Raw genomic sequence first — 18446 nt, 5'->3', positions numbered from 1 at the left:
AAGCAAAGAAGGATATGAGATGTCTGTTCAGCAGTTACCGAAAGAGTTTCTGTGGGGCGGCGCGGTAGCGGCGCATCAGGTTGAAGGCGGTTGGGATCAAGGTGGGAAAGGGGTCAGTATTTGCGACGTATTGTCCGGCGGCGCGCACGGCGTGGATCGTGTGATAACCGATGGGGTACAGCCCGGATTCAGCTATCCCAATCATCAGGCGGTAGAGTTTTATTCCCACTATAAACAGGATATCGCGCTGTTGGCGGAAATGGGGTTTAAATGTTTTCGGACCTCCATCGCCTGGACGCGCATTTTCCCCAATGGCGACGAGCAGGAGCCGAATGAAGCCGGGCTGCAATTCTATGACGATCTGTTTGATGAACTGCTGAAACACAATATTGAACCGGTGATTACCCTCTCTCATTTCGAGATGCCGTATCATCTGGTCAAACAGTATGGCGGGTGGCTGAACCGTAAAGTGGTGGATTTCTTTGTACGCTACAGTGACGTAGTGATGAAGCGCTATCGGTCCAAAGTGAAATACTGGATGACCTTTAATGAAATCAACAACCAGCGCAACTGGCGTTACCCGCTGTTCGGTTATTGCTGTTCCGGCGTAGTGTTCACCGAGCACGACAATCCTGAACAGGCGATGTACCAGACGCTGCATCACCAGTTTGTGGCCAGCGCCAAAGTGGTGAAGCTGGGGCACGAGATCAATCCGGACTTCAAAATCGGCTGTATGCTGGCGCTGGTGCCGCTTTACCCGTGGTCTTGTCATCCGGATGACGTGATGTTCGCCCAGGAGGCGATGCGTGAGCGTCATCTGTTTGGCGACGTGCAATTACGCGGCTATTACCCGGCGTATATCTTGAAAGAGTGGGCCAGAAAAGGCTATCACATCGATATGCAGCCGGAAGACGAACAAACCCTGCGTGACGGCTGCGCCGATTATCTGGGCTTCAGCTACTACATGAGTAATGCCGTACAGAAAGCGGCGCAAGACCAGGAAGTGGATGATGCCATCGCAGGCTTTCCGGGGGCGGTGAAAAATCCGCACGTTTCCGCTTCGGAATGGGGCTGGCAGATTGATCCGGTGGGGCTGCGTTACACGCTGAATAGCTTCTACGAGCGTTACCAAAAGCCGATGTTCATTGTGGAGAACGGTTTCGGCGCGGTCGATAAAGTGGCGGCGGATGGGCAAATCCACGACGATTATCGTATCGCCTATCTCAGCGCGCACATTGAACAGATGAAGAAAGCCGTGCTGGAGGACGGGGTCGACCTAATGGGCTATACCCCCTGGGGTTGTATCGACTGCGTTTCGTTTACCACCGGCCAGTACAGCAAGCGTTATGGCTTTATCTACGTCGATAAACATGATGATGGCACCGGTACGTTACGGCGCTCCCGCAAAAAGAGCTTTAACTGGTATAAGCAAGTGATTGCCAGCAATGGCGCCGATCTGTAGCGAGAAGGATTGACGAGGTAAGCCGTGCGGCCAGCGCGGCTTTTTTATTTGCATGCGCCGTTTGCGCGTCATCATGCCGCATTTCGCTGGCGACTTCATCACTGAATCGCGTTAGCATGAAACAGATAATTTGATGCTGAGAAAATTATGTCTATTAAATTAATTGCAATCGATATGGATGGGACGCTGCTGACGCCCCAAAATCAAATCTCACCCGCCGTAAAAGCCGCTATCGCCGCCGCCAGGGAGCAAGGCGTACAGGTGGTGTTAGCCACCGGCCGCCCGTTTATTGGCGTGGAACGTTACCTGAAAGAGCTGGATTTACAGCAGGAAGGCTGCTATTGCGTCACCAACAACGGGGCGCTGGTGCAGCGTACCGTGAATGGCGAGTGTGTGGCGCAAACCACGCTTAGCTTTGATGATTATCTCTACTTCGAGGCGATGTCGCGTAAACTCAACGTCCACTTTCACGCCCTGGACTTCAATTTTGTCTATACGGCGAATAAAGACATCAGCGCTTACACCGTTCATGAAGCGCATTTGACCGGCATGCCGTTGAAGTATCGGACGGTGGAAGAGATGGATCGCCGCCTGACGTTCCCGAAAGTGATGATGATTGATGAGCCGCCGGTGCTGGATCGGGCTATCAGTCAAATCCCGCCGGAAGCATTCGAGAATTATACCATCCTGAAGAGCGCCGAATATTATCTGGAAATTCTGGATAAGCGGGTCAATAAAGGCGAAGGGGTAAAAATGTTGGCCGAGCACCTCAACATTCCCCGTGAAAGCGTCATGACGCTGGGCGATCAGGAAAACGATCTGGCGATGATTCATTATGCCGGGCTTGGCGTGGCGATGGGCAATGCAACCGATCAGATTAAAGCCGCCAGCCAGTTCGTCACCAAAACCAATATGGAAGACGGCGTGGCTTACGCGATTGAGAAGTTTGTGCTTAACGCCAAATAACCGCCTCCGCCCTGCGGCTGACAAAATCGCCGGTAGGCCTGGGATACCCGGGCCTACTCCTACCGAGGGGTTATGATGGGATGCTTTCTTGTGTCCCACTCTTACGGCGGGTTCATCAACGGTAGAGCTGATTATTTATAATTATTATCCTGCTATTTATTTCAGGGAATATATTCCCGATATTTTCGCCAATGAAGTCATGGGTAAAATATATGTCGCTGCCGTCTGGTATTATTTTAACGCCAGACAGTCGATTATTTTTTCTTTCATCAACTGAGTGATGTGATTAACTAACTGACTTCTGGGAATTTGTGGCGGATAAACCGCACAATAGGCCATTTTTATATCGGGATTAAACGGTTTAACGATAATCGGGGATTGGCTATTGAGCGCCGTAACGAAATCCACTACGCCAATGCCGATATTTTTTGCGGCCAATACACAGCAGTTCGCCATTGACGTTTCAATCGGGTTAGGTAAATACCCCAGGTTTTTTCTGATCGACAGATCGATTTCCGCCCGTAACGGCGTGGTGCGGCCCGGCAGAATCGCACGATAGCGCATTAAGTCGGCGATGGTGATCGTCTCCGCTTTGGCAAGCGGGTGATCCATGGAGAGCACCGCGACCACGCTGGCGTCGGCCAGCGTCTCGGCTTCCAGACCTTTTGTGCCGATCTGACCAAAAATAAAGCCGACATCGTACTGGTTGCCGGCGATCGCCTTGGTGATGTGACTGGTGCTTTCTATATCTAAAAATAAAGTGATATCAGGATATTTGCTGATTACGGAAGGCAACACGTCGTCAGAGCAGAGAAAGGACAAGGCCTGAACGGAAGCGATGCGCAGCACGCTGCCCTTGGCATGGCGGATTTCGTCGGCAATCAGGGCAATGTGATCCAGCCCCAGATACAGACGCTCCACTTCCCGATAGAGCTTCATCGCTTCGGCTCGGGGAATAAGGCCCCGCCCGTCTCGATCGAACAGCTTTAGGTTTAGAGCGTATTCAAAGTCGCGAATCAGACGGCTCACCGCAGGCTGAGTGATATGCATCATATTGGCTGCTGCTGTGATCCCACCGGTAAGGATAACTTTGTGAAAAGCCTCAACCTGACGGGGATTGATACGCATCTTTCCCACTCCCAAACATAATATTTAGTTATCAATTTAACACAAAATGCAATTTTTCATTATTCAATCTAGCGCATAGACTCAGAATCATAATATTTAATACACTTCATAAATCAATCATGGAATAGAGGGTTTATTGAATGAAAAAATCAACGCTTGCCGTATGTTTTGCCGTTTTATTTTCGTCTTCGCCTTTGGTATATAGCGCCGATCTGAATATTGGGCTGGCTTCATCCACAACGTCAATGGATCCTCAGTTTTATGTGGGTGGACCAAATAGCGCAATGGCGCGCAATATTTTCGACGCTCTGGTTTTACAGGATGAAAAACAACAAATTTCTCCTGCTTTAGCGACATCATGGAAAATTATTGATGATAAAACCTGGGAATTCACCTTACGTCCAGGGGTAAAGTTTCATGACGGTAGTGATTTCACTGCCAAAGATGTGATTGCCAGTATAAAACGGATTGCGCTGGCATCAAAAAACAGCCCGAGCTCATATGCTCCTTATGTAAGTGATATTGCTGAAGTTAAAGAAATAAATCCGTTAACGCTTCAGATTATCACCAAGGCGCCTTCGCCCTTGCTGTTGAATAATTTAAGCCGGGTTTCCATTTTACCCGCCCGGCTTGAGACCGTACCGACGGAAACGCTGAATTCCGGCAAAGACGTAATTGGCACCGGGCCTTTCAAGTTTGTTTCCTGGGTCCCTGATGACCGAGTTGTCCTTGAACGTAATGACAATTATTGGGGGGAAAAAGCGGAATGGGACAAAGTCACAATCCGCGTGTTTAAAAACAGTAGTGCGCGTGTAGCAGCAATTTTATCCGGTGATGTGGACATGATTGAAAACGTTCCAACAGCCGACAGTCGTAATATTGAAAACAACAATCAGCTACAAACGATTTCAACACCAGGGAATCGTATTATTTACTTGCACATGGACCAACAGCGAGACGAATCACCGTTCGCTAAAGGTCCCGATGGCAAGAATCCATTACTAAAAAAAGAAGTTCGTCAGGCGATGTCTTTAGCGCTTAATCGCCAGGCAATCGTCGAGCGTGTTATGGAGGGGCAAGCGGTTGAGGCCTCTCAGCTTGTGCCGAAGGGGTATTTCGGGTATTCCGCTTCCATTCCCGCGCCGGTTTACAATCCGGAGAAAGCTAAGCAGGAATTGGCGGCGGCGGGCTACCCCAACGGTTTTACGCTGACATTCCACGCCTCGAACGATCGCTATCCCAATGATTCTAAAATTGCTCAGGCCATCGGTCAGATGTTTACCCGCGTCGGTATCAAAACCGATGTGGTGACGATGCCGGGCAGCGTCTATTTTTCGCGCGCATCCCGTCTTGAATTCAGCTTGATTATGGGCGGCGCCGCGATTGAAACCGGGGAAGCCTCCGGCGTACTGGGGCCATTGCTGGAAACCTTCGGCCCCCATGCCGGCCAGGGCAACCGCGGTCGTTATTCCAATCCTGTCTTTGATAAAACGCTGAACGAAGCGCGCTCCACGCTGGATAGCACGCGGCGGGAAACGCTATTGGCCGAGGCAATGAATATCGGTATGAACGATCTGGGGGTAATCCCGGTGATGTTCCTGTCCAACACCTGGGCGATGAAAAAGCAGTACACCTATGTGGGGCGCTCGGACGCTTACACGCTGCCGTATTTTGTCCGCTCCGCGCAATAACGGTTGAAACAGGGCCGGGCAAGCGTGCATTTGTCGCGGTCTGGCGTCCGTTTGTGCTTTAACTCGATAAAAAATAAGAATAAAGGAACGATAACCGGATGAGTGCCGTACCGATTATTATTGATTGCGATCCGGGTATCGATGACGCCATCGCGCTGTTAAGCGCGTTTGTCGCGCCTGAGCTGGATATTCTGGGGATTTGCGCGGTTTGCGGCAATCAACCGCTGGAGCGTACCGTTCGTAACGCTTTACAGATTACCGAACTGGGGAAACGAACGGACATTCCGGTTTATGCGGGCTGTCATCGTCCGCTTTTCCGGGAGCCTATTCATGGGCAGTTTCATGGTGAAAGCGGATTGGGCAATACGGTATTACCGGCGCCGCAAAAGCAGGCCGAACCACAGCATGCGGTGAGTTTCATTATTGAGCAATGTGAAAAGGCGGTCGCCTCCGGCAAGCGCATAACGTTATGTACGCTGGGGCCGTTAACCAATCTGGCGATGGCGCTAAGTCTGAATCCCGACATTGTCGGCGGCATCGAGCGCATCGTGATGATGGGCGGAGCTTATCGCCAGGCGGGTAATCGCAGCCTGACGTCGGAGTTCAATATGCTGGCCGATCCGCACGCCGCGCATGTGGTGTTCTCTTCCTCGATCGCCATCGTCGCCTTGCCGCTGGACGCCACGCATCAGGTGATTCTGACGCCCGACCACGTTGCGCGGTTTATCGCGCTTGCCGGGCGCATCGCCGTCCCGTTGGGCGAGATGATGGCCTTTTGGGATCGTAACGATGTTCGCCGTTACGGATCGCGCGGCGGGCCGCTGCACGATCCGCTGGTGATCGCCTGGATGCTGGCGCCGACGTGTTTTCGCACCGAAAAGGCGCGAGTTTACATTGAGCACGAAAGTGAGCTTTGCATGGGGCAGACCGTCGCCGACTGGTACGGCAAGACCGACCGGCCGCCCAATGTGGATGTCGTTACCCAGGTCGATGCCGAACGGGTTTTTGCGCTATTTTCCGACCTGTTGACCCGCTATGCCGAGAAAGTCTGAGATGGTGGCGCAACGTATTATAATTGATACCGATCCCGGCGTGGATGATGCGATTGCCATCTGGCTGGCGCTGGCGGCGCCAGAACTGGAGGTGTTGGGGATCACCGCCGTGGCGGGCAATGTTCCCCTGGCGTCCGCGCTCGCCAATGCCTGCAAGGTGGTGGGGTTGACCGGCAGAAACGATGTTCCGGTTTATGCCGGCGCCCACGGGCCGCTGGTGCGTAATCAGGTATACGGAAAATATGCCCATATCGGGGCATTTTCCCCTGACCTGGTGCCGGATACGTCTTTTCTTCCGCAGCGGGAACATGCCGTTGATTTTCTGGTGCGTACGGCGCGTCGGGCGGCGGCGGAGAACAATCCGATTACGATTTGCGCTCTGGGGCCGATGACCAACCTGGCGTTGGCTTTACGCCATCACCCGGATGTCGGGCGCGGCATTCGGCGGATTGTGACCATGAGCGGCGCGTTTAGCGCGCTGGGTAATCGGGTTCCCTGGGCCGATTTCAATGTGTATGCCGATCCCCACGCGGCGGCCATCGTTTTTTCCGCCGGCGTTCCGGTGACGATCATGCCGTTGGATATGACGTTTCAGGCGCTGATTCGCCCGGCGCAGATTGATGAAATTGAACGGCGCAGCGGCGCGCCCGGCAAAGCGTTGGCCGCGCTTTTACGTACCTTTGACCGCAGCGAAGTCGCCCGTTTCGGCCGTGACGGCGGCCCTATCCATGATGCCACCGTGGTGGCGTGGCTACTCAAGCCGGCCTTGTTTACCGGCGTCAGCGCCGCCGTCGGGGTGCAGGTTACCGGTCAAACGGCGGGTTATGTTTTTGCCGATTTTTATCACAAGCTCGGCCAGCCGGAGAATGCGCTGGTGATGCGGGATATTGATGAACAGGGTTTCCTGTCCCTGCTTGCCGACTACCTGAGCCGCTACGGTTCCGAGGAAAGTTAATGATTGCCTACCTGCTAAGCCGTATCGGACAGACTATCTTGACGCTGATCGTCATGTCGGTGCTGGTGTTCGTCGGGGTTTATCTGGTAGGCGATCCGGTGGATATGTTGCTGGGCGCGACGGCGACGCCCGCCGAAAGATTGGCGGTCATCCAGTCATTTGGTCTGGATAAGCCGGTGTGGGAACAGTACGGTTTGTTTGTATGGAATGCCTTGCAGGGCGACATGGGTAAATCGTTTATTTTCAACCAGCCCGCCCTGACGTTGATTTTTCAACGTATGCCCGCCACGCTGGAACTGGCGATGACGGCATTTATAATCGCGCTGGTGGTCGGCATTCCGCTGGGCATTTATGCCGGATTACGGCCGGACAGCGCTATTGCCAAATCCATTATGACCTTTTCCATCTTTGGCTTCAGTTTGCCGACGTTCTGGATCGGGCTGGTGATGATTATGTTTTTCAGCGTCAAACTCGGTTGGCTGCCGGCGTCCGGTCGCGGTCACACCGGCGAGTGGTTTGGCGTTCCTTTCAGCTTTTTGACCAAAGACGGCCTTGAGCACCTGATTTTACCGGCCTTCAATTTAGCCTTGTTTAAAATCTCACTGATTATCCGTTTGATGCGCGCGGGCGTGATGGAGTGTCTGCAACAGGATTATGTGCAATTCGCCCGCTCGAAAGGGCTGTCGGAAACCCGGATTGTACTGGTGCACGTGCTGCGCAACACCCTGATCCCGCTGATTACGGTTATCGGTCTGGAGTTGGGTTCGCTGATCGCGTTTGCGGTGGTGACGGAAACCATTTACGCCTGGCCGGGCATGGGTAAGTTGATTATTGACTCCATCGCGGTGCTGGACAGGCCGGTGATCCTGGCCTATCTGATGATAACCGTGGTGATGTTCAGCGTGATTAACCTGCTCGTCGACCTGCTGTATGTGTTGGTTGACCCGCGAGTGCGGCTGGGAGGGAATAACTGATGTCCACCAATAGCGTACATCAGCGCGCGGCAGGGCAGGAGAAAGTTTATTCGGCTTTCTCGCTGGTTCTGATTGCGCTCGCCAAAGACCGGCTGGCGCTGTGCGGCCTGATCATTCTGGGGATTTTTATTCTGCTGGCGGTATTCGCCCCGATTATTTCACCGCAAAACCCCTATGACCTGATGCAGTTGGACATTATGGAAGGCCGTCTGGCTCCCGGCGCGAGCAGCGCCGGCGGCATGAGCTATTGGCTGGGCACCGACGATCAGGGGCGCGACTTGTTCAGCGCCATTCTTTACGGCACCCGCATCAGTCTGATGGTCGGTTTTTCCAGCGCGGTGTTCGCCCTGCTGATTGGCGCTTCGCTGGGGTTAATCAGCGCCTATGTGGGCGGCAGGACGGACGCGATGATTATGCGTATCGTCGACATTCAGCTCAGCTTTCCGCCGATCCTGATTGCCCTGATCCTGCTGGCGGTGCTGGGACAGGGCGTCGATAAGATTATCCTGGCGCTGGTGGTGACCCAGTGGGCTTATTATGCCCGCACTATTCGCGGTTCGGCGTTGGTCGAACGCCGCCGAAGCTATGTGGATGCCGCCCGCAGCATGGCGTTATCCAATCGACGGATTTTATTTCGGCATATCTTGCCAAATTGCCTGGCGCCGTTGATTGTGGTGGCGACGATGCGCATCGCGTACGCCATCATGCTGGAGGCGACGCTCTCTTTTCTGGGCATCGGGTTGCCGGTGACGGAGCCGTCGCTGGGGTTACTGATTGCCAACGGTTTTGAATACCTGATGTCGGGTGATTACTGGATCAGTTTCTTCCCCGGGTTGACGCTGCTGCTGCTGATTGTGGCGATCAATCTGGTTGGGGATGCGCTGCGCGATATCCTCAATCCAAGAAACTAAGGGGCACAACATGACGTCGCCAATTATGTCGGTATCACATTTGACAACCGCCTTTCAGGTGAACGGCGAGTGGATGAATGTGCTGCGCGATCTCTCCTTCACTATCGGTGAGAAAGAGACCGTCGCCGTGGTGGGCGAGTCCGGTTCGGGCAAAAGCGTGATGGCGAAATCCATCATGCGGCTGCTGCCCGCCGGGCAAAGCCAGGTGAGCGGGGAAATCCACTTTGGCGGCACGGAATTGCTCTCCCTTTCCTCGCGGGAAATGCAGAATATTCGCGGCAACCGCATCGGGATGATTTTCCAGGAGCCGATGACCAGCCTCAACCCGGTGTTGCCGATTGGCTATCAGATTACCGAAGTGTTGCGCCGGCATCGCGGGATGGACAGAGCGCAAGCCAAGGCCGAAGCCCTTCGTCTGTTGGAAAAAGTGCGAATTCCCGGCGCCAAATCGCGTTTAAACGAGTATCCGCAAAGCTTTTCCGGCGGTATGCGCCAGCGGGTGGTGATTGCCATTGCGCTGGCCTGTAACCCGCAACTGTTGATTGCCGATGAACCGACCACGGCGCTGGACGTCACCATTCAGGCGCAGATACTGGCGTTGATTAAAACCCTTCAGGAAGACGAAGGGATGTCGGTGCTGTTTATCACCCATGATATGGGCGTGGTGGCGGAAGTGTCCGATCGCACGTTGGTGATGCATCAGGGCGAAATGGTTGAAAACGCCGCCACCAGAGAGATTTTTCATCATCCCAAACACCCTTATACCCGCATGTTGTTGTCCGCCGTACCCAAGTTGGGATCGATGTCGGGCACCGAATGGCCGCAGCGTTTTCCGTTGATCGATCTCCAGACGGGAACCCCGCAACCGATACCGGAGACGGTCAATACCCTGTCCGGCGACAGGCCGATACTGGAAGTGAAAAAGCTGGTGACTCGCTTTGATATCCGCGCCGGTTTTTTTCGCCGGCTGGCCGGGCGGGTGCATGCGGTAGAAAACGTCTCTTTTGATCTGTGGCCTGGCGAAACCCTGTCTTTGGTGGGCGAGTCGGGCTGCGGGAAATCCACCACCGGGCGGTCGATTATTCGTCTGGCCGAGGTCACCAGCGGGGAAATTCTGGTTCAAGGGCAGAATATCCTCACTGCCGATAAGCACAGCCTGTCGGACAGTCGTCGACAGATCCAAATGGTGTTTCAGGATCCCTATGACAGTCTGAATCCAAGAATGCGGGTGGGGGAGGCCATCGCCGAGCCGCTGCGGGTTCATGGGCTGGCAAGCGCGAAGGATGTTCGCGCCCGGGTCAGCGCGTTGCTGGAACAGGTCGGTTTACCGGACTGGATGGCGGAACGTTTTCCGCATCAGTTTTCCGGCGGGCAACGGCAACGGGTCTGTATCGCCAGAGCGCTGGCGCTGGAACCGAAAATTATCATCGCCGACGAATCGGTTTCGGCGCTTGATGTTTCCGTTAAGGCGCAGGTCATCAATCTGATGCTGGATTTGCAACAGAAGCTGGGGCTGTCTTTCCTGTTTATTTCCCATGATATGGCGGTCGTTGAGCGGATAAGCCATCGCGTCGCGGTGATGTATCTGGGGGAGATTGTCGAGATCGGGCCGCGCGCCGCCATCTTCGATAATCCGCAGCATGATTATACCCGTCGCCTGATTTCGGCGGTGCCGATCCCTGACCCGGAGGCCAGACCGGTTCGCACCTTGTTTAGCGATGAGTTGAAAAGTCCGGTGAGGCCGCCGGACTTTATCAGCCCGGCGCGCGGCTATCGGGAAGTCTCCCGCGGGCATTTTGTGCAAATCTGAAATTACGGCGAGCATCGCCGGAACGGCTGACGAAAAAACGGACTTTCATCATTATAGATGAAAGTCCGTTTAATTTTTTTGATTATCTTTACAGGCCATTAGTTATACAGGGTTGCCGTGCCGCGCAACTGGTTATTACCGGTGGCGGAGGTAATGGCATAGGATTTGGCGCCGGCTTTTTCAGCCTTCTCCGCCAACTGCGCCTGTAGCGAGTCCAGGTTGCGGGCGGTCGCGGTAACCACGCCCACTTTTTCCAGATTCCGCGCCTGTTGAGCAGAGATGTAATCGGCAGCGGAAGCGCCAAAAGAAACGGTGGCAAGAACGGCGGCGGCGGCGAACAATTTTACGTTTTTCATGATGGATATCCTGTTCTGTGTTATTTGAAGTGAAAGGTCATTGCCTTTCGATAGAGAGGATATTACGCCGATACTTGATAAAGGAAAAACGGAGCTTATTGAGTAAATCATTCAGTTTTTTTGATTTAATGGATGGGCGGGGAAAATCCGTTTTTTCCCGCTCCCGTTTCGTTATATCGCGGCTTGTCGAGGTAACGAGGAAGAGGCGGGGGTCAGCACCCGCTCAAGCACTTCCGCTTCCAGTTCGGCCAGTTTCGCCGACCCGCGCCGACGCGGCCGAGGCAGATCCACCTTCAGATCCAGACCTATCCGGCCCGCTTCAATCAATACCACGCGGTCGGCCAGCGCAATGGCCTCGCCCACATCATGGGTGACCAGCAGCACGGTAAATCCGTGCTGTAGCCACAGGCTTTCGATCAGACTCTGCATTTCAATACGGGTCAGCGCATCCAGCGCGCCCAGCGGCTCATCCAGCAGCAGCAGACGTGGATGATGAATCAATGCCCGGGCCAACGCCACGCGCTGTTTCTGACCGCCGGACAGGGCGGCGGGCCATTCATTGGCGCGATCGGCCAGCCCGACGGAAGCCAGCGCCTGCTGCGCCTGCGCTCGCCAGTTGCCGCGCAGACCCAGCCCGACATTATCAATGACTTTTTTCCACGGCAGCAGCCGCGCATCCTGAAACATAAGACGCGTGCTGTCGCTGGCGCTGCCAAGCGGCATATTGCCGGTCAGCAATGCGCCGCCGCTGGCGGATTCCAGTCCGGCCAGCAGGCGCAGCAGCGTGCTTTTCCCGCAGCCGCTGCGGCCGACGACGGCGACGAACTGTCCGGCGGGGATACGTAGCCGCACATCATCCAATACGGTGCGGCCGCCGTAGCGCTTGGTAATGGAATCCAGTATTAGCGGCGTGCCTTTGGAAATCGGCGACGGTATTGCCGCATGAGAAGAGATAAAGGCGGTCATGACGTTCTCCCGATGATGTCTGATAAGCCGGGTTCCAGCGTAGCCACAGGCGTTCCAGCCATTGCGTGCTGATGTCGGCCAGTTTTCCGAGCAGGGCATAAAGGACGATAGCCGCCGCCACCACATTCGTTTGCAGAAATTCACGGGCGTTCATGGCCAGATAGCCATCGCCTGTCCCCTCAGCTTTGCGACACTTTCTGTGGAATATAACGATTGGCGACGGCTTCGCCGGACGCTTCCACCGCCCGTAACGGCGTGGGGTGCGCCAGATCGAGATGCGGAAACAGCAGCTCTCCGACCCGATAAGCCTCTTCCAGATGCGGATAACCGGACAGGATAAAGGTATCGATGCCAAGATCGGCATATTCCTGAATACGCGCCGCGACCGTCGGGCCGTCGCCGACCAGCGCCGTACCGGCTCCGCCGCGCACCAGCCCGACTCCGGCCCACAGGTTGGGGCTGATTTCCAGACGGTCTTTTTTGCCGCCGTGCAGCGCGGCCATCCGCTGTTGTCCGACGGAATCAAAGCGGGCCAGGGCGGCCTGCGCGTTGGCGATGGTGTCATCGTCCAGATGGGCGATCAGCCGATCGGCGGCCTGCCAGGCTTCTTGCGTGGTTTCCCGGACAATCACATGCAGACGGATGCCGAATCGTACCTGACGGCCTTTGGCCTGGGCTTTGGCCCGCACCTCGTCCAGTTTTTCTTTCACCTGAGCGGGCGGTTCGCCCCAGGTCAGATAAAGATCGACCTGATCGGCCGCCAGATCCTGCGCCGCCGCTGACGATCCGCCGAAATAAAGCGGCGGCCGCGGCTGCTGTACCGGCGGGAATAGCAGCTTTGCCCCTTTGACCTGAAGATGTTTGCCGGCGAAGTCGACCGTCTCCCCTTCCAGTAACCTGCGCCAGATGTGGGTAAATTCGGCGGAGGCCTCATAACGCTCGTCATGGTTCAGAAACAGCCCTTCAGCGGCCAGCTCTTCAGGATCGCCGCCGGTGACCAGGTTGAAAAGCGCCCGACCATTTGACAGCCGATCCAGCGTGGCGGCCTGACGGGCGGCAATGGTCGGCGAAATAACGCCGGGACGCAGCGCGACCAGAAATTTCAGCCGCTGGGTCACCGGGATCAGCGAGGCCGCCACCAGCCAGGAATCTTCGCAGGAACGGCCGGTAGGCAGCAATACGCCGCCAAATCCCTGCCGTTCCGCGGCCTGCGCCACCTGTTGCAGATAGGCGTAATCCACATGGCGCGCGCCTTCCGCGCTGCCAAGATAGCGGCCGTCGCCGTGGGTGGGTAAAAACCAGAATACGTTAAGACTCATTGCGTTATCTCCTGAATGCGTGAACCGGGAAGATTTTCCCGGGCGATGGCGGGTTATTGGAGCCGGGGACGCCAGACGCGTTGGGATACATCAACTTTTACCGGCAGCAGCCGATTTTCATAAAACAGGTCGGCGGTATATTGCTGCGCCTGGATCGTGGGCTGTTCCAGCGGTTTGATGGTGGTTGGCGGACGATGGTCAAGGGCGGTGGCGATCACGTTTTCCGGCAGACCGACCGCGTTCGCCAGTAGCGTGATGCTTTGCGCCCGATCGCTTTGCGTCAGCGCATCGGCCTGAGTCAACACCTCCAGTACCTGAGCGATAAACGCGCCGTGCGCTTCGGTATACGGGCGGGCGGCCAGGTAGAAAGAACCGGTTTGATTAAGGCCGGTGCCGTCCGCCAGCACTCTGACGCCCCCTTGCAATAAGACGGCAGAGTAATACGGATCCCAGATAGTCCAGGCGTCTACATTGCCTTGTTGAAAGGCGGCGCGCGCGTCTGCCGGCGTAAGATAAGTCGGTTTGATATCGCTGAATGCCAAACCCGCCTGTTGCAGCGATCTCAGCAGCAGATTGTGCGAGCTGGAACCTTTCTGGAACGCGACTTTACGGCCTTTCAGATCGGCGACGGTGTTGATCGGGCTATCTTCGGCAACCAGAATCACTTCGGCTTTGGGCTTTGGCGGTTCAACGCCGACGTACAATAAGTCGGCCCCGGCGGCCTGGGCGAAAATCGGCGGAATATCGCCGGTACTGCCCAGATCGATACTGCCGACGTTAAGCGCTTCCAGCATTTGTGGGCCGGCCGGAAATTCAATCCAGCTGATTTTGGTCTGAGGAAAGCGTTTTTCCAGCAATTGATGGGATTTGGCAAGCACCAGACTGACCGAACCTTTTTGATAGCCGATGCGGAACTGCTCCGGTAGGGACTCCTGCGCATGGGCGACAACGCTAAACAGTCCGATAACGATAGCCACTGCCGCTCGCCAACGGTGTAGAAACATGTGGTGTCGGCCTGGGCTTCTGGTGGTTGGATCCTTGCTCATAAACAGCGTACGCACAGAGACTCCTTATAACCAAAAGTTAAAATAAAGTGATAATGTGCAACATTAGAGAGATAAACATAACAGGGAGGGCGAGCGATTTTTAAATCTCAATTTGTGGTTTTTATAGTTAAAAAGGTGAAGTGCCATCAATTGCCGGGGGAGACATAAAAAAGCCGGTTTGTCCTGATGAGGAGACAAACCGGAAGAGGGTAATAATGATGAAAGAGAGATTAATTATAGATTACCGCCGTACCGCGCAGTTGGTTATCACCGGTTGCCGAGGTGATCGAATAAGCTTTGGCGCCGGCTTTGTCCGCTTTCTCCGCCAACTGGGCTTTCAGTGAGCTGAGGTCGTGTGCCGTGGCGGAGACCACACCGATTTTTTCCAACTGTTGTGCTTGCTGTGCGGAGACATAATCAGCAGCGGAAGCACCAAAAGAAACGGTGGCGAGTACAACGGCAGCGGCGATGGTTTTTACGTTTTTCATAATGTCTTATCCTGTTCTGGTTGACGAGATGAAAGGTTGTTTCCCTTTCGATATGAAGAATGTTACGCCGATGCTAATGAATTAGAAAACGGATGTTATTGAGGATCTTATTCTATTTATTTGAATGACTATATTGATGGGTGTTGTGTTTTTATGTTTTAAAAACAACTAGTTATACAAAACTCTGAATTTAATTTACAATGTATTGACTAATTTTGAATAAATGGCGTGATGATTTGCTTTAGTTTTTTTAATCGATATTTATTGCTGGAATTTTTCTGAATTACCAGATTAATATCTGGTAATTCAGTGGAAGGTGGTTGATTTATGATATTAATCCTTATGGATCTTCATTCATTGGGCTGACAATTGAGTCGTGCGGCATTAGACGCCCTAAATTATGTCGCAGTCAGCATGGCAGGGAGGGGCATTAATGGCAACGCGCTTAGCCGGTGCAGCCGGCGGAAGCCTCATTGCCGGCACTCGTACAAACGTCCTATTACAGCGGCAGATAGAAATCAAAGCGGTGGCTTTTGGTTTCAAGCATCGATTGCGCCGCAACGCCGGCCAGCGGCGGCGCATAATCGGGCCGTTTCACCACCACGCGTTTCTTTGCCAGCGCCCGCGCCGGCGTCAGCAAGGCGTCGGCGTCATCATCGGCGCCAACCAGCGATTGAAATACCCGCATCTCTTTTTTCACCAGCGCACGCTTTTGCCGATGGGGAAACATCGGGTCGAGGTACACCACATCGGGCGCCGGCGTGATATCGCGCAGCGCATTCAGGCTGGAGGCGTGCAGCAGCGTGAGCCGCTCGCGCAGCCACGGGCCGATTTCCGCATCCCGATAGCCGCGTTGCAGACCATCGTCCAGCAGCGCCGCCACCACCGGATGGCGTTCCACCATGCGAACCCGGCATCCCAGCGACGCCAGAACAAAGGCATCGCGGCCCAGTCCGGCGGTGGCGTCCACCACGTCGGGCAGGTAATCCTTTTTGATGCCCACCGCTTTGGCGACGGCCTCGCCGCGACCGCCGCCGAAACGACGACGGTGCGCCAGCGGGCCGGCGGCAAAATCGACATAGATCGCCCCCAGCCGGGGTTCATCCCGCTTGCGCAACTCAAGCCGCTGCGGCGTCAGCACCAGCGCCAGCGCGGCGGCGGGATCGCAAACCAATCCCCAGCGTTCGGCCAGCAACGATAAGGCGCCGCTATCGGCGCCTTGTTCTGCGATCAGGCAGATACTCATACGATGTTGCCGCTCATCCTTTAATGCCGTAATGCGCCAGCATCGCATCCAGTTTGGGTTCCCGGCCGCGGAAGCGTTTGAACAGTTCCATTGGCTCTTCGGAACCGCCGCGCGACAGAATGTTATCCAGGAACGATTGACCGGTGGCGCGGTTGAAAATCCCCTCTTCCTCAAAGCGGGAGTAGGCATCGGCCGCCAGCACGTCGGCCCACAGATAGCTGTAATAACCGGCGGCGTAGCCTCCGGCGAAGATGTGGCTGAAAGCGTGCGGGAAACGACCCCAGCTCGGGCTTGGCACCACGGCCACCAGCGCCTTGATTTCGGCCAACGTCGGCAGGATCTGCGCGCCCCGGGCGGGATCAAACTCGGCATGCAGGCGGAAATCAAACAGGCCGAACTCCAACTGGCGCAGAATAAACAGCGCCGCCTGATAGTTCTTCGCCGCCAGCATTTTATCCAGCAGCGTCTGCGGCAGCGGTTCCCCGGTTTCATAATGGCCGGAGATAAAGGCCAGCGCTTCCGGTTCCCAGCACCAGTTTTCCATAAACTGGCTCGGCAGTTCGACCGCATCCCACGGCACGCCGCTGATGCCCGCGACGCCGGCGGTATCGATGCGGGTCAGCATATGGTGCAGGCCATGACCGAACTCATGGAACAGCGTGGTGACTTCATCATGGGTGAACAGCGCCGGTTTGCCGTTAACCGGGCGGTTGAAGTTACAGGTCAGATAGGCGACCGGTTTTTGCAACTCGCCATCGCCTTTGCGCAGGCGGCCTGAGCAATCATCCATCCAGGCGCCGCCGCGCTTATGTTCGCGGGCGTAGAGATCGAGATAGAAGCTGCCGCGCAGTTCGCCGTCTTCATCAAACAGATCGAAGAACCGCACATCGGGGTGCCATACGTCCACGTCTTTCCGCTCTTTGGCGCGAATGCCGTAGATGCGTTTCACCACTTCAAACAGCCCTTCAACCACGCGCTGTTCCGGGAAGTAGGGACGTAGCTGTTCGTCGCTGATGGCGTAGAGATGTTGTTTTTGCTGCTCGCTGTAGTAGGTGATATCCCACGGCTGTAAATCATCGACAGCGTAATGCTGTTTGGCGAAAGCGCGCAGCTGGGCCAACTCTTCTTCGGCCTGAGGGCGCGCCCGTTTGGCCAGATCGGTCAGAAAGTCGATCACCTGCTGTGGATTTTCCGCCATTTTGGTCGCCAGCGATTTATGCGCGTAGCTGTCGAACCCCAGCAATTGCGCCAGTTCATGGCGCAGCGCCAGCTCTTCCGCCATCACCTCGCTGTTATCCCATTTGCCGGCATTCGGCCCCTGATCGGAGGCGCGGGTCGCATAGGCGCGGTACATTTCTTCACGCAGCGCCTGATTGGCGCAGTAGGTCATCACCGGCAGATAGCTGGGGATATCCAGCGTCAGCAGCCAGCCATCCTGCTCTTTGGCTTCAGCCAGCGCTTTGGCGGCGGCCAGCGCGCTTTCCGGCAGGCCGTCCAGTTCGGCGACGTCGGTGATAAGCTTGCTCCAGCCCATGGTGGCGTCGAGTACGTTATTGCTGTACTGCGAGCCTAACTCGGACAGACGGGCGGCGATTTCGCCATAACGCTTTTGTTTTTCCGGCGGCAGACCGATGCCGGACAATTCAAAGTCGCGCAGCGCGTTGTCGACGGCTTTCTTCCGCGCCACGCTCAGGGCGGCGTAATGCTCGCCGTCGCGCAGGCTGCGATAGGCCTGATACAGTCCGGCGTGCTGGCCGACCCAGGTGCTGTACTCGGAAAGCAGCGGCAGACATTGTTCGTAGGCGCTGCGCAGTTCCGGGCTGTTTTTTACCGAATTCAGATGGCTAATCGGCGAAAAGATGCGACTGAGGCGATCGCTGCTGTCGGCCAGCGGCTGACAAAGATTATCCCAGGTAAACGGGCCGGACTGTGCGACAACGCGCTCTACGGCCTGACGACAATCGTCCAGCGCGGATTTTACCGCCGGGACAATGTCTTCTGTTTTGATTTTAGAGAAAGGAGGCAGGATGAATGGGGTCAGTAATGGATTCGTCATAGCGCAGTCCTGATTATGAA

16 protein-coding genes and 1 pseudogene are annotated in these 18446 nt (G+C 55.3%); 8 read left to right on the top strand and 9 right to left on the bottom strand.

Translation table 11 applies throughout. From position 1 onward, the window contains the following. The first annotated feature begins 19 nt into the window (after positions 1-19). A complete protein-coding gene (locus tag JG725_RS09940) occupies positions 20-1462 on the top strand; it encodes a 6-phospho-beta-glucosidase (RefSeq protein ID WP_172290547.1) in 1443 nt (480 codons plus the stop codon). A gap of 147 nt (positions 1463-1609) precedes the next feature. Continuing rightward, positions 1610-2428: a sugar-phosphatase gene (yidA, locus tag JG725_RS09935; protein WP_172290546.1), complete on the top strand. Its 819-nt coding sequence runs from the start codon at positions 1610-1612 to the stop codon at positions 2426-2428. Between the two features lie 231 nt (positions 2429-2659). On the opposite strand, the gene JG725_RS09930 is transcribed toward yidA, so the two are convergent. Continuing rightward, the gene (locus tag JG725_RS09930) at positions 2660-3556 is read right to left on the bottom strand and encodes a LysR family transcriptional regulator (protein WP_172290545.1); all 897 of its coding nucleotides are present in this window, start codon (positions 3554-3556) and stop codon (positions 2660-2662) included. A gap of 140 nt (positions 3557-3696) precedes the next feature. Between JG725_RS09930 and JG725_RS09925 the strand changes: the two genes are divergently transcribed. The 6 genes from JG725_RS09925 (at position 3697) to JG725_RS09900 (ending at position 10949) form a co-directional block, all read left to right on the top strand. Continuing rightward, positions 3697-5247, top strand: a complete 1551-nt coding sequence (locus JG725_RS09925; protein ID WP_172290544.1) for an ABC transporter substrate-binding protein — start codon at positions 3697-3699, stop codon at positions 5245-5247. A 98-nt stretch (positions 5248-5345) separates the two neighbouring features. After that, positions 5346-6299, top strand: coding sequence for a nucleoside hydrolase (locus tag JG725_RS09920; protein ID WP_199377831.1), 954 nt, complete (start codon positions 5346-5348; stop codon positions 6297-6299). A 1-nt stretch (position 6300) separates the two neighbouring features. Then, complete coding sequence (locus JG725_RS09915) at positions 6301-7254, top strand: nucleoside hydrolase (protein ID WP_199377905.1); 954 nt, start codon at positions 6301-6303, stop codon at positions 7252-7254. After that, positions 7254-8228: an ABC transporter permease gene (locus tag JG725_RS09910; RefSeq protein WP_172290542.1), complete on the top strand. Its 975-nt coding sequence runs from the start codon at positions 7254-7256 to the stop codon at positions 8226-8228. The genes JG725_RS09915 and JG725_RS09910 overlap by 1 nt, the downstream gene beginning before the upstream one ends. Next, on the top strand, positions 8228-9139 hold the full coding sequence (locus tag JG725_RS09905) for an ABC transporter permease (RefSeq protein WP_199377829.1): 912 nt from the start codon (positions 8228-8230) through the stop codon (positions 9137-9139). Before JG725_RS09910 ends, JG725_RS09905 begins: the two co-directional genes overlap by 1 nt. 10 nt (positions 9140-9149) lie before the next feature. Next, complete coding sequence (locus JG725_RS09900; protein WP_172290540.1) at positions 9150-10949, top strand: ABC transporter ATP-binding protein; 1800 nt, start codon at positions 9150-9152, stop codon at positions 10947-10949. 98 nt (positions 10950-11047) lie between these two features. Here the strand turns inward: JG725_RS09900 and JG725_RS09895 are convergent, their stop codons facing one another. The 8 genes and pseudogenes from JG725_RS09895 to prlC all read right to left on the bottom strand — a co-directional run bounded on the left by JG725_RS09895 (position 11048) and on the right by prlC (position 18426). Continuing rightward, the gene (locus JG725_RS09895) at positions 11048-11305 is read right to left on the bottom strand and encodes a YdgH/BhsA/McbA-like domain containing protein (protein ID WP_199377827.1); all 258 of its coding nucleotides are present in this window, start codon (positions 11303-11305) and stop codon (positions 11048-11050) included. Positions 11306-11476: 171 nt separating this feature from the next. Then, on the bottom strand, positions 11477-12271 hold the full coding sequence (gene ssuB, locus JG725_RS09890; RefSeq protein ID WP_172290538.1) for an aliphatic sulfonates ABC transporter ATP-binding protein: 795 nt from the start codon (positions 12269-12271) through the stop codon (positions 11477-11479). Between the two features lie 22 nt (positions 12272-12293). Continuing rightward, positions 12294-12446: pseudogene (gene ssuC, locus JG725_RS09885) on the bottom strand (aliphatic sulfonate ABC transporter permease SsuC); the annotation flags it as partial. Between the two features lie 4 nt (positions 12447-12450). After that, on the bottom strand, positions 12451-13590 hold the full coding sequence (gene ssuD / locus JG725_RS09880; RefSeq protein ID WP_172290537.1) for an FMNH2-dependent alkanesulfonate monooxygenase: 1140 nt from the start codon (positions 13588-13590) through the stop codon (positions 12451-12453). 53 nt (positions 13591-13643) lie between these two features. Beyond that, positions 13644-14594, bottom strand: coding sequence for a sulfonate ABC transporter substrate-binding protein (locus JG725_RS09875; protein ID WP_172290536.1), 951 nt, complete (start codon positions 14592-14594; stop codon positions 13644-13646). A gap of 272 nt (positions 14595-14866) precedes the next feature. Continuing rightward, the gene (locus JG725_RS09870; RefSeq protein WP_172290535.1) at positions 14867-15124 is read right to left on the bottom strand and encodes a YdgH/BhsA/McbA-like domain containing protein; all 258 of its coding nucleotides are present in this window, start codon (positions 15122-15124) and stop codon (positions 14867-14869) included. Between the two features lie 499 nt (positions 15125-15623). After that, positions 15624-16370, bottom strand: coding sequence for a 16S rRNA (guanine(1516)-N(2))-methyltransferase RsmJ (rsmJ, locus tag JG725_RS09865; RefSeq protein ID WP_199377825.1), 747 nt, complete (start codon positions 16368-16370; stop codon positions 15624-15626). A 13-nt stretch (positions 16371-16383) separates the two neighbouring features. Next, positions 16384-18426, bottom strand: coding sequence for an oligopeptidase A (gene prlC / locus JG725_RS09860; RefSeq protein WP_199377823.1), 2043 nt, complete (start codon positions 18424-18426; stop codon positions 16384-16386). Positions 18427-18446: the final 20 nt, after the last annotated feature.

Source organism: Brenneria sp. L3-3C-1, assembly GCF_016456245.1.
Classification (GTDB): Bacteria; Pseudomonadota; Gammaproteobacteria; order Enterobacterales; family Enterobacteriaceae; genus Brenneria.
This window is presented reverse-complemented; position numbering and strand designations above follow the sequence as displayed.

Bases quoted from the DNA above. Each gene is read 5' to 3' on its own strand.
- JG725_RS09905 (WP_199377829.1), top strand. From the start codon at position 8,228: ATGTCCACCAATAGCGTACATCAGCGCGCGGCAGGGCAGGAGAAAGTT.
- prlC (WP_199377823.1), bottom strand. From the start codon at position 18,426: ATGACGAATCCATTACTGACCCCATTCATCCTGCCTCCTTTCTCTAAA.
- JG725_RS09875 (WP_172290536.1), bottom strand. From the start codon at position 14,594: ATGTTTCTACACCGTTGGCGAGCGGCAGTGGCTATCGTTATCGGACTG.
- ssuB (WP_172290538.1), bottom strand. From the start codon at position 12,271: ATGACCGCCTTTATCTCTTCTCATGCGGCAATACCGTCGCCGATTTCC.
- ssuD (WP_172290537.1), bottom strand. From the start codon at position 13,590: ATGAGTCTTAACGTATTCTGGTTTTTACCCACCCACGGCGACGGCCGC.
- JG725_RS09900 (WP_172290540.1), top strand. From the start codon at position 9,150: ATGACGTCGCCAATTATGTCGGTATCACATTTGACAACCGCCTTTCAG.
- JG725_RS09940 (WP_172290547.1), top strand. From the start codon at position 20: ATGTCTGTTCAGCAGTTACCGAAAGAGTTTCTGTGGGGCGGCGCGGTA.
- JG725_RS09920 (WP_199377831.1), top strand. From the start codon at position 5,346: ATGAGTGCCGTACCGATTATTATTGATTGCGATCCGGGTATCGATGAC.
- yidA (WP_172290546.1), top strand. From the start codon at position 1,610: ATGTCTATTAAATTAATTGCAATCGATATGGATGGGACGCTGCTGACG.
- JG725_RS09930 (WP_172290545.1), bottom strand. From the start codon at position 3,556: ATGCGTATCAATCCCCGTCAGGTTGAGGCTTTTCACAAAGTTATCCTT.
- JG725_RS09915 (WP_199377905.1), top strand. From the start codon at position 6,301: ATGGTGGCGCAACGTATTATAATTGATACCGATCCCGGCGTGGATGAT.
- JG725_RS09910 (WP_172290542.1), top strand. From the start codon at position 7,254: ATGATTGCCTACCTGCTAAGCCGTATCGGACAGACTATCTTGACGCTG.
- JG725_RS09870 (WP_172290535.1), bottom strand. From the start codon at position 15,124: ATGAAAAACGTAAAAACCATCGCCGCTGCCGTTGTACTCGCCACCGTT.
- rsmJ (WP_199377825.1), bottom strand. From the start codon at position 16,370: ATGAGTATCTGCCTGATCGCAGAACAAGGCGCCGATAGCGGCGCCTTA.
- JG725_RS09895 (WP_199377827.1), bottom strand. From the start codon at position 11,305: ATGAAAAACGTAAAATTGTTCGCCGCCGCCGCCGTTCTTGCCACCGTT.
- JG725_RS09925 (WP_172290544.1), top strand. From the start codon at position 3,697: ATGAAAAAATCAACGCTTGCCGTATGTTTTGCCGTTTTATTTTCGTCT.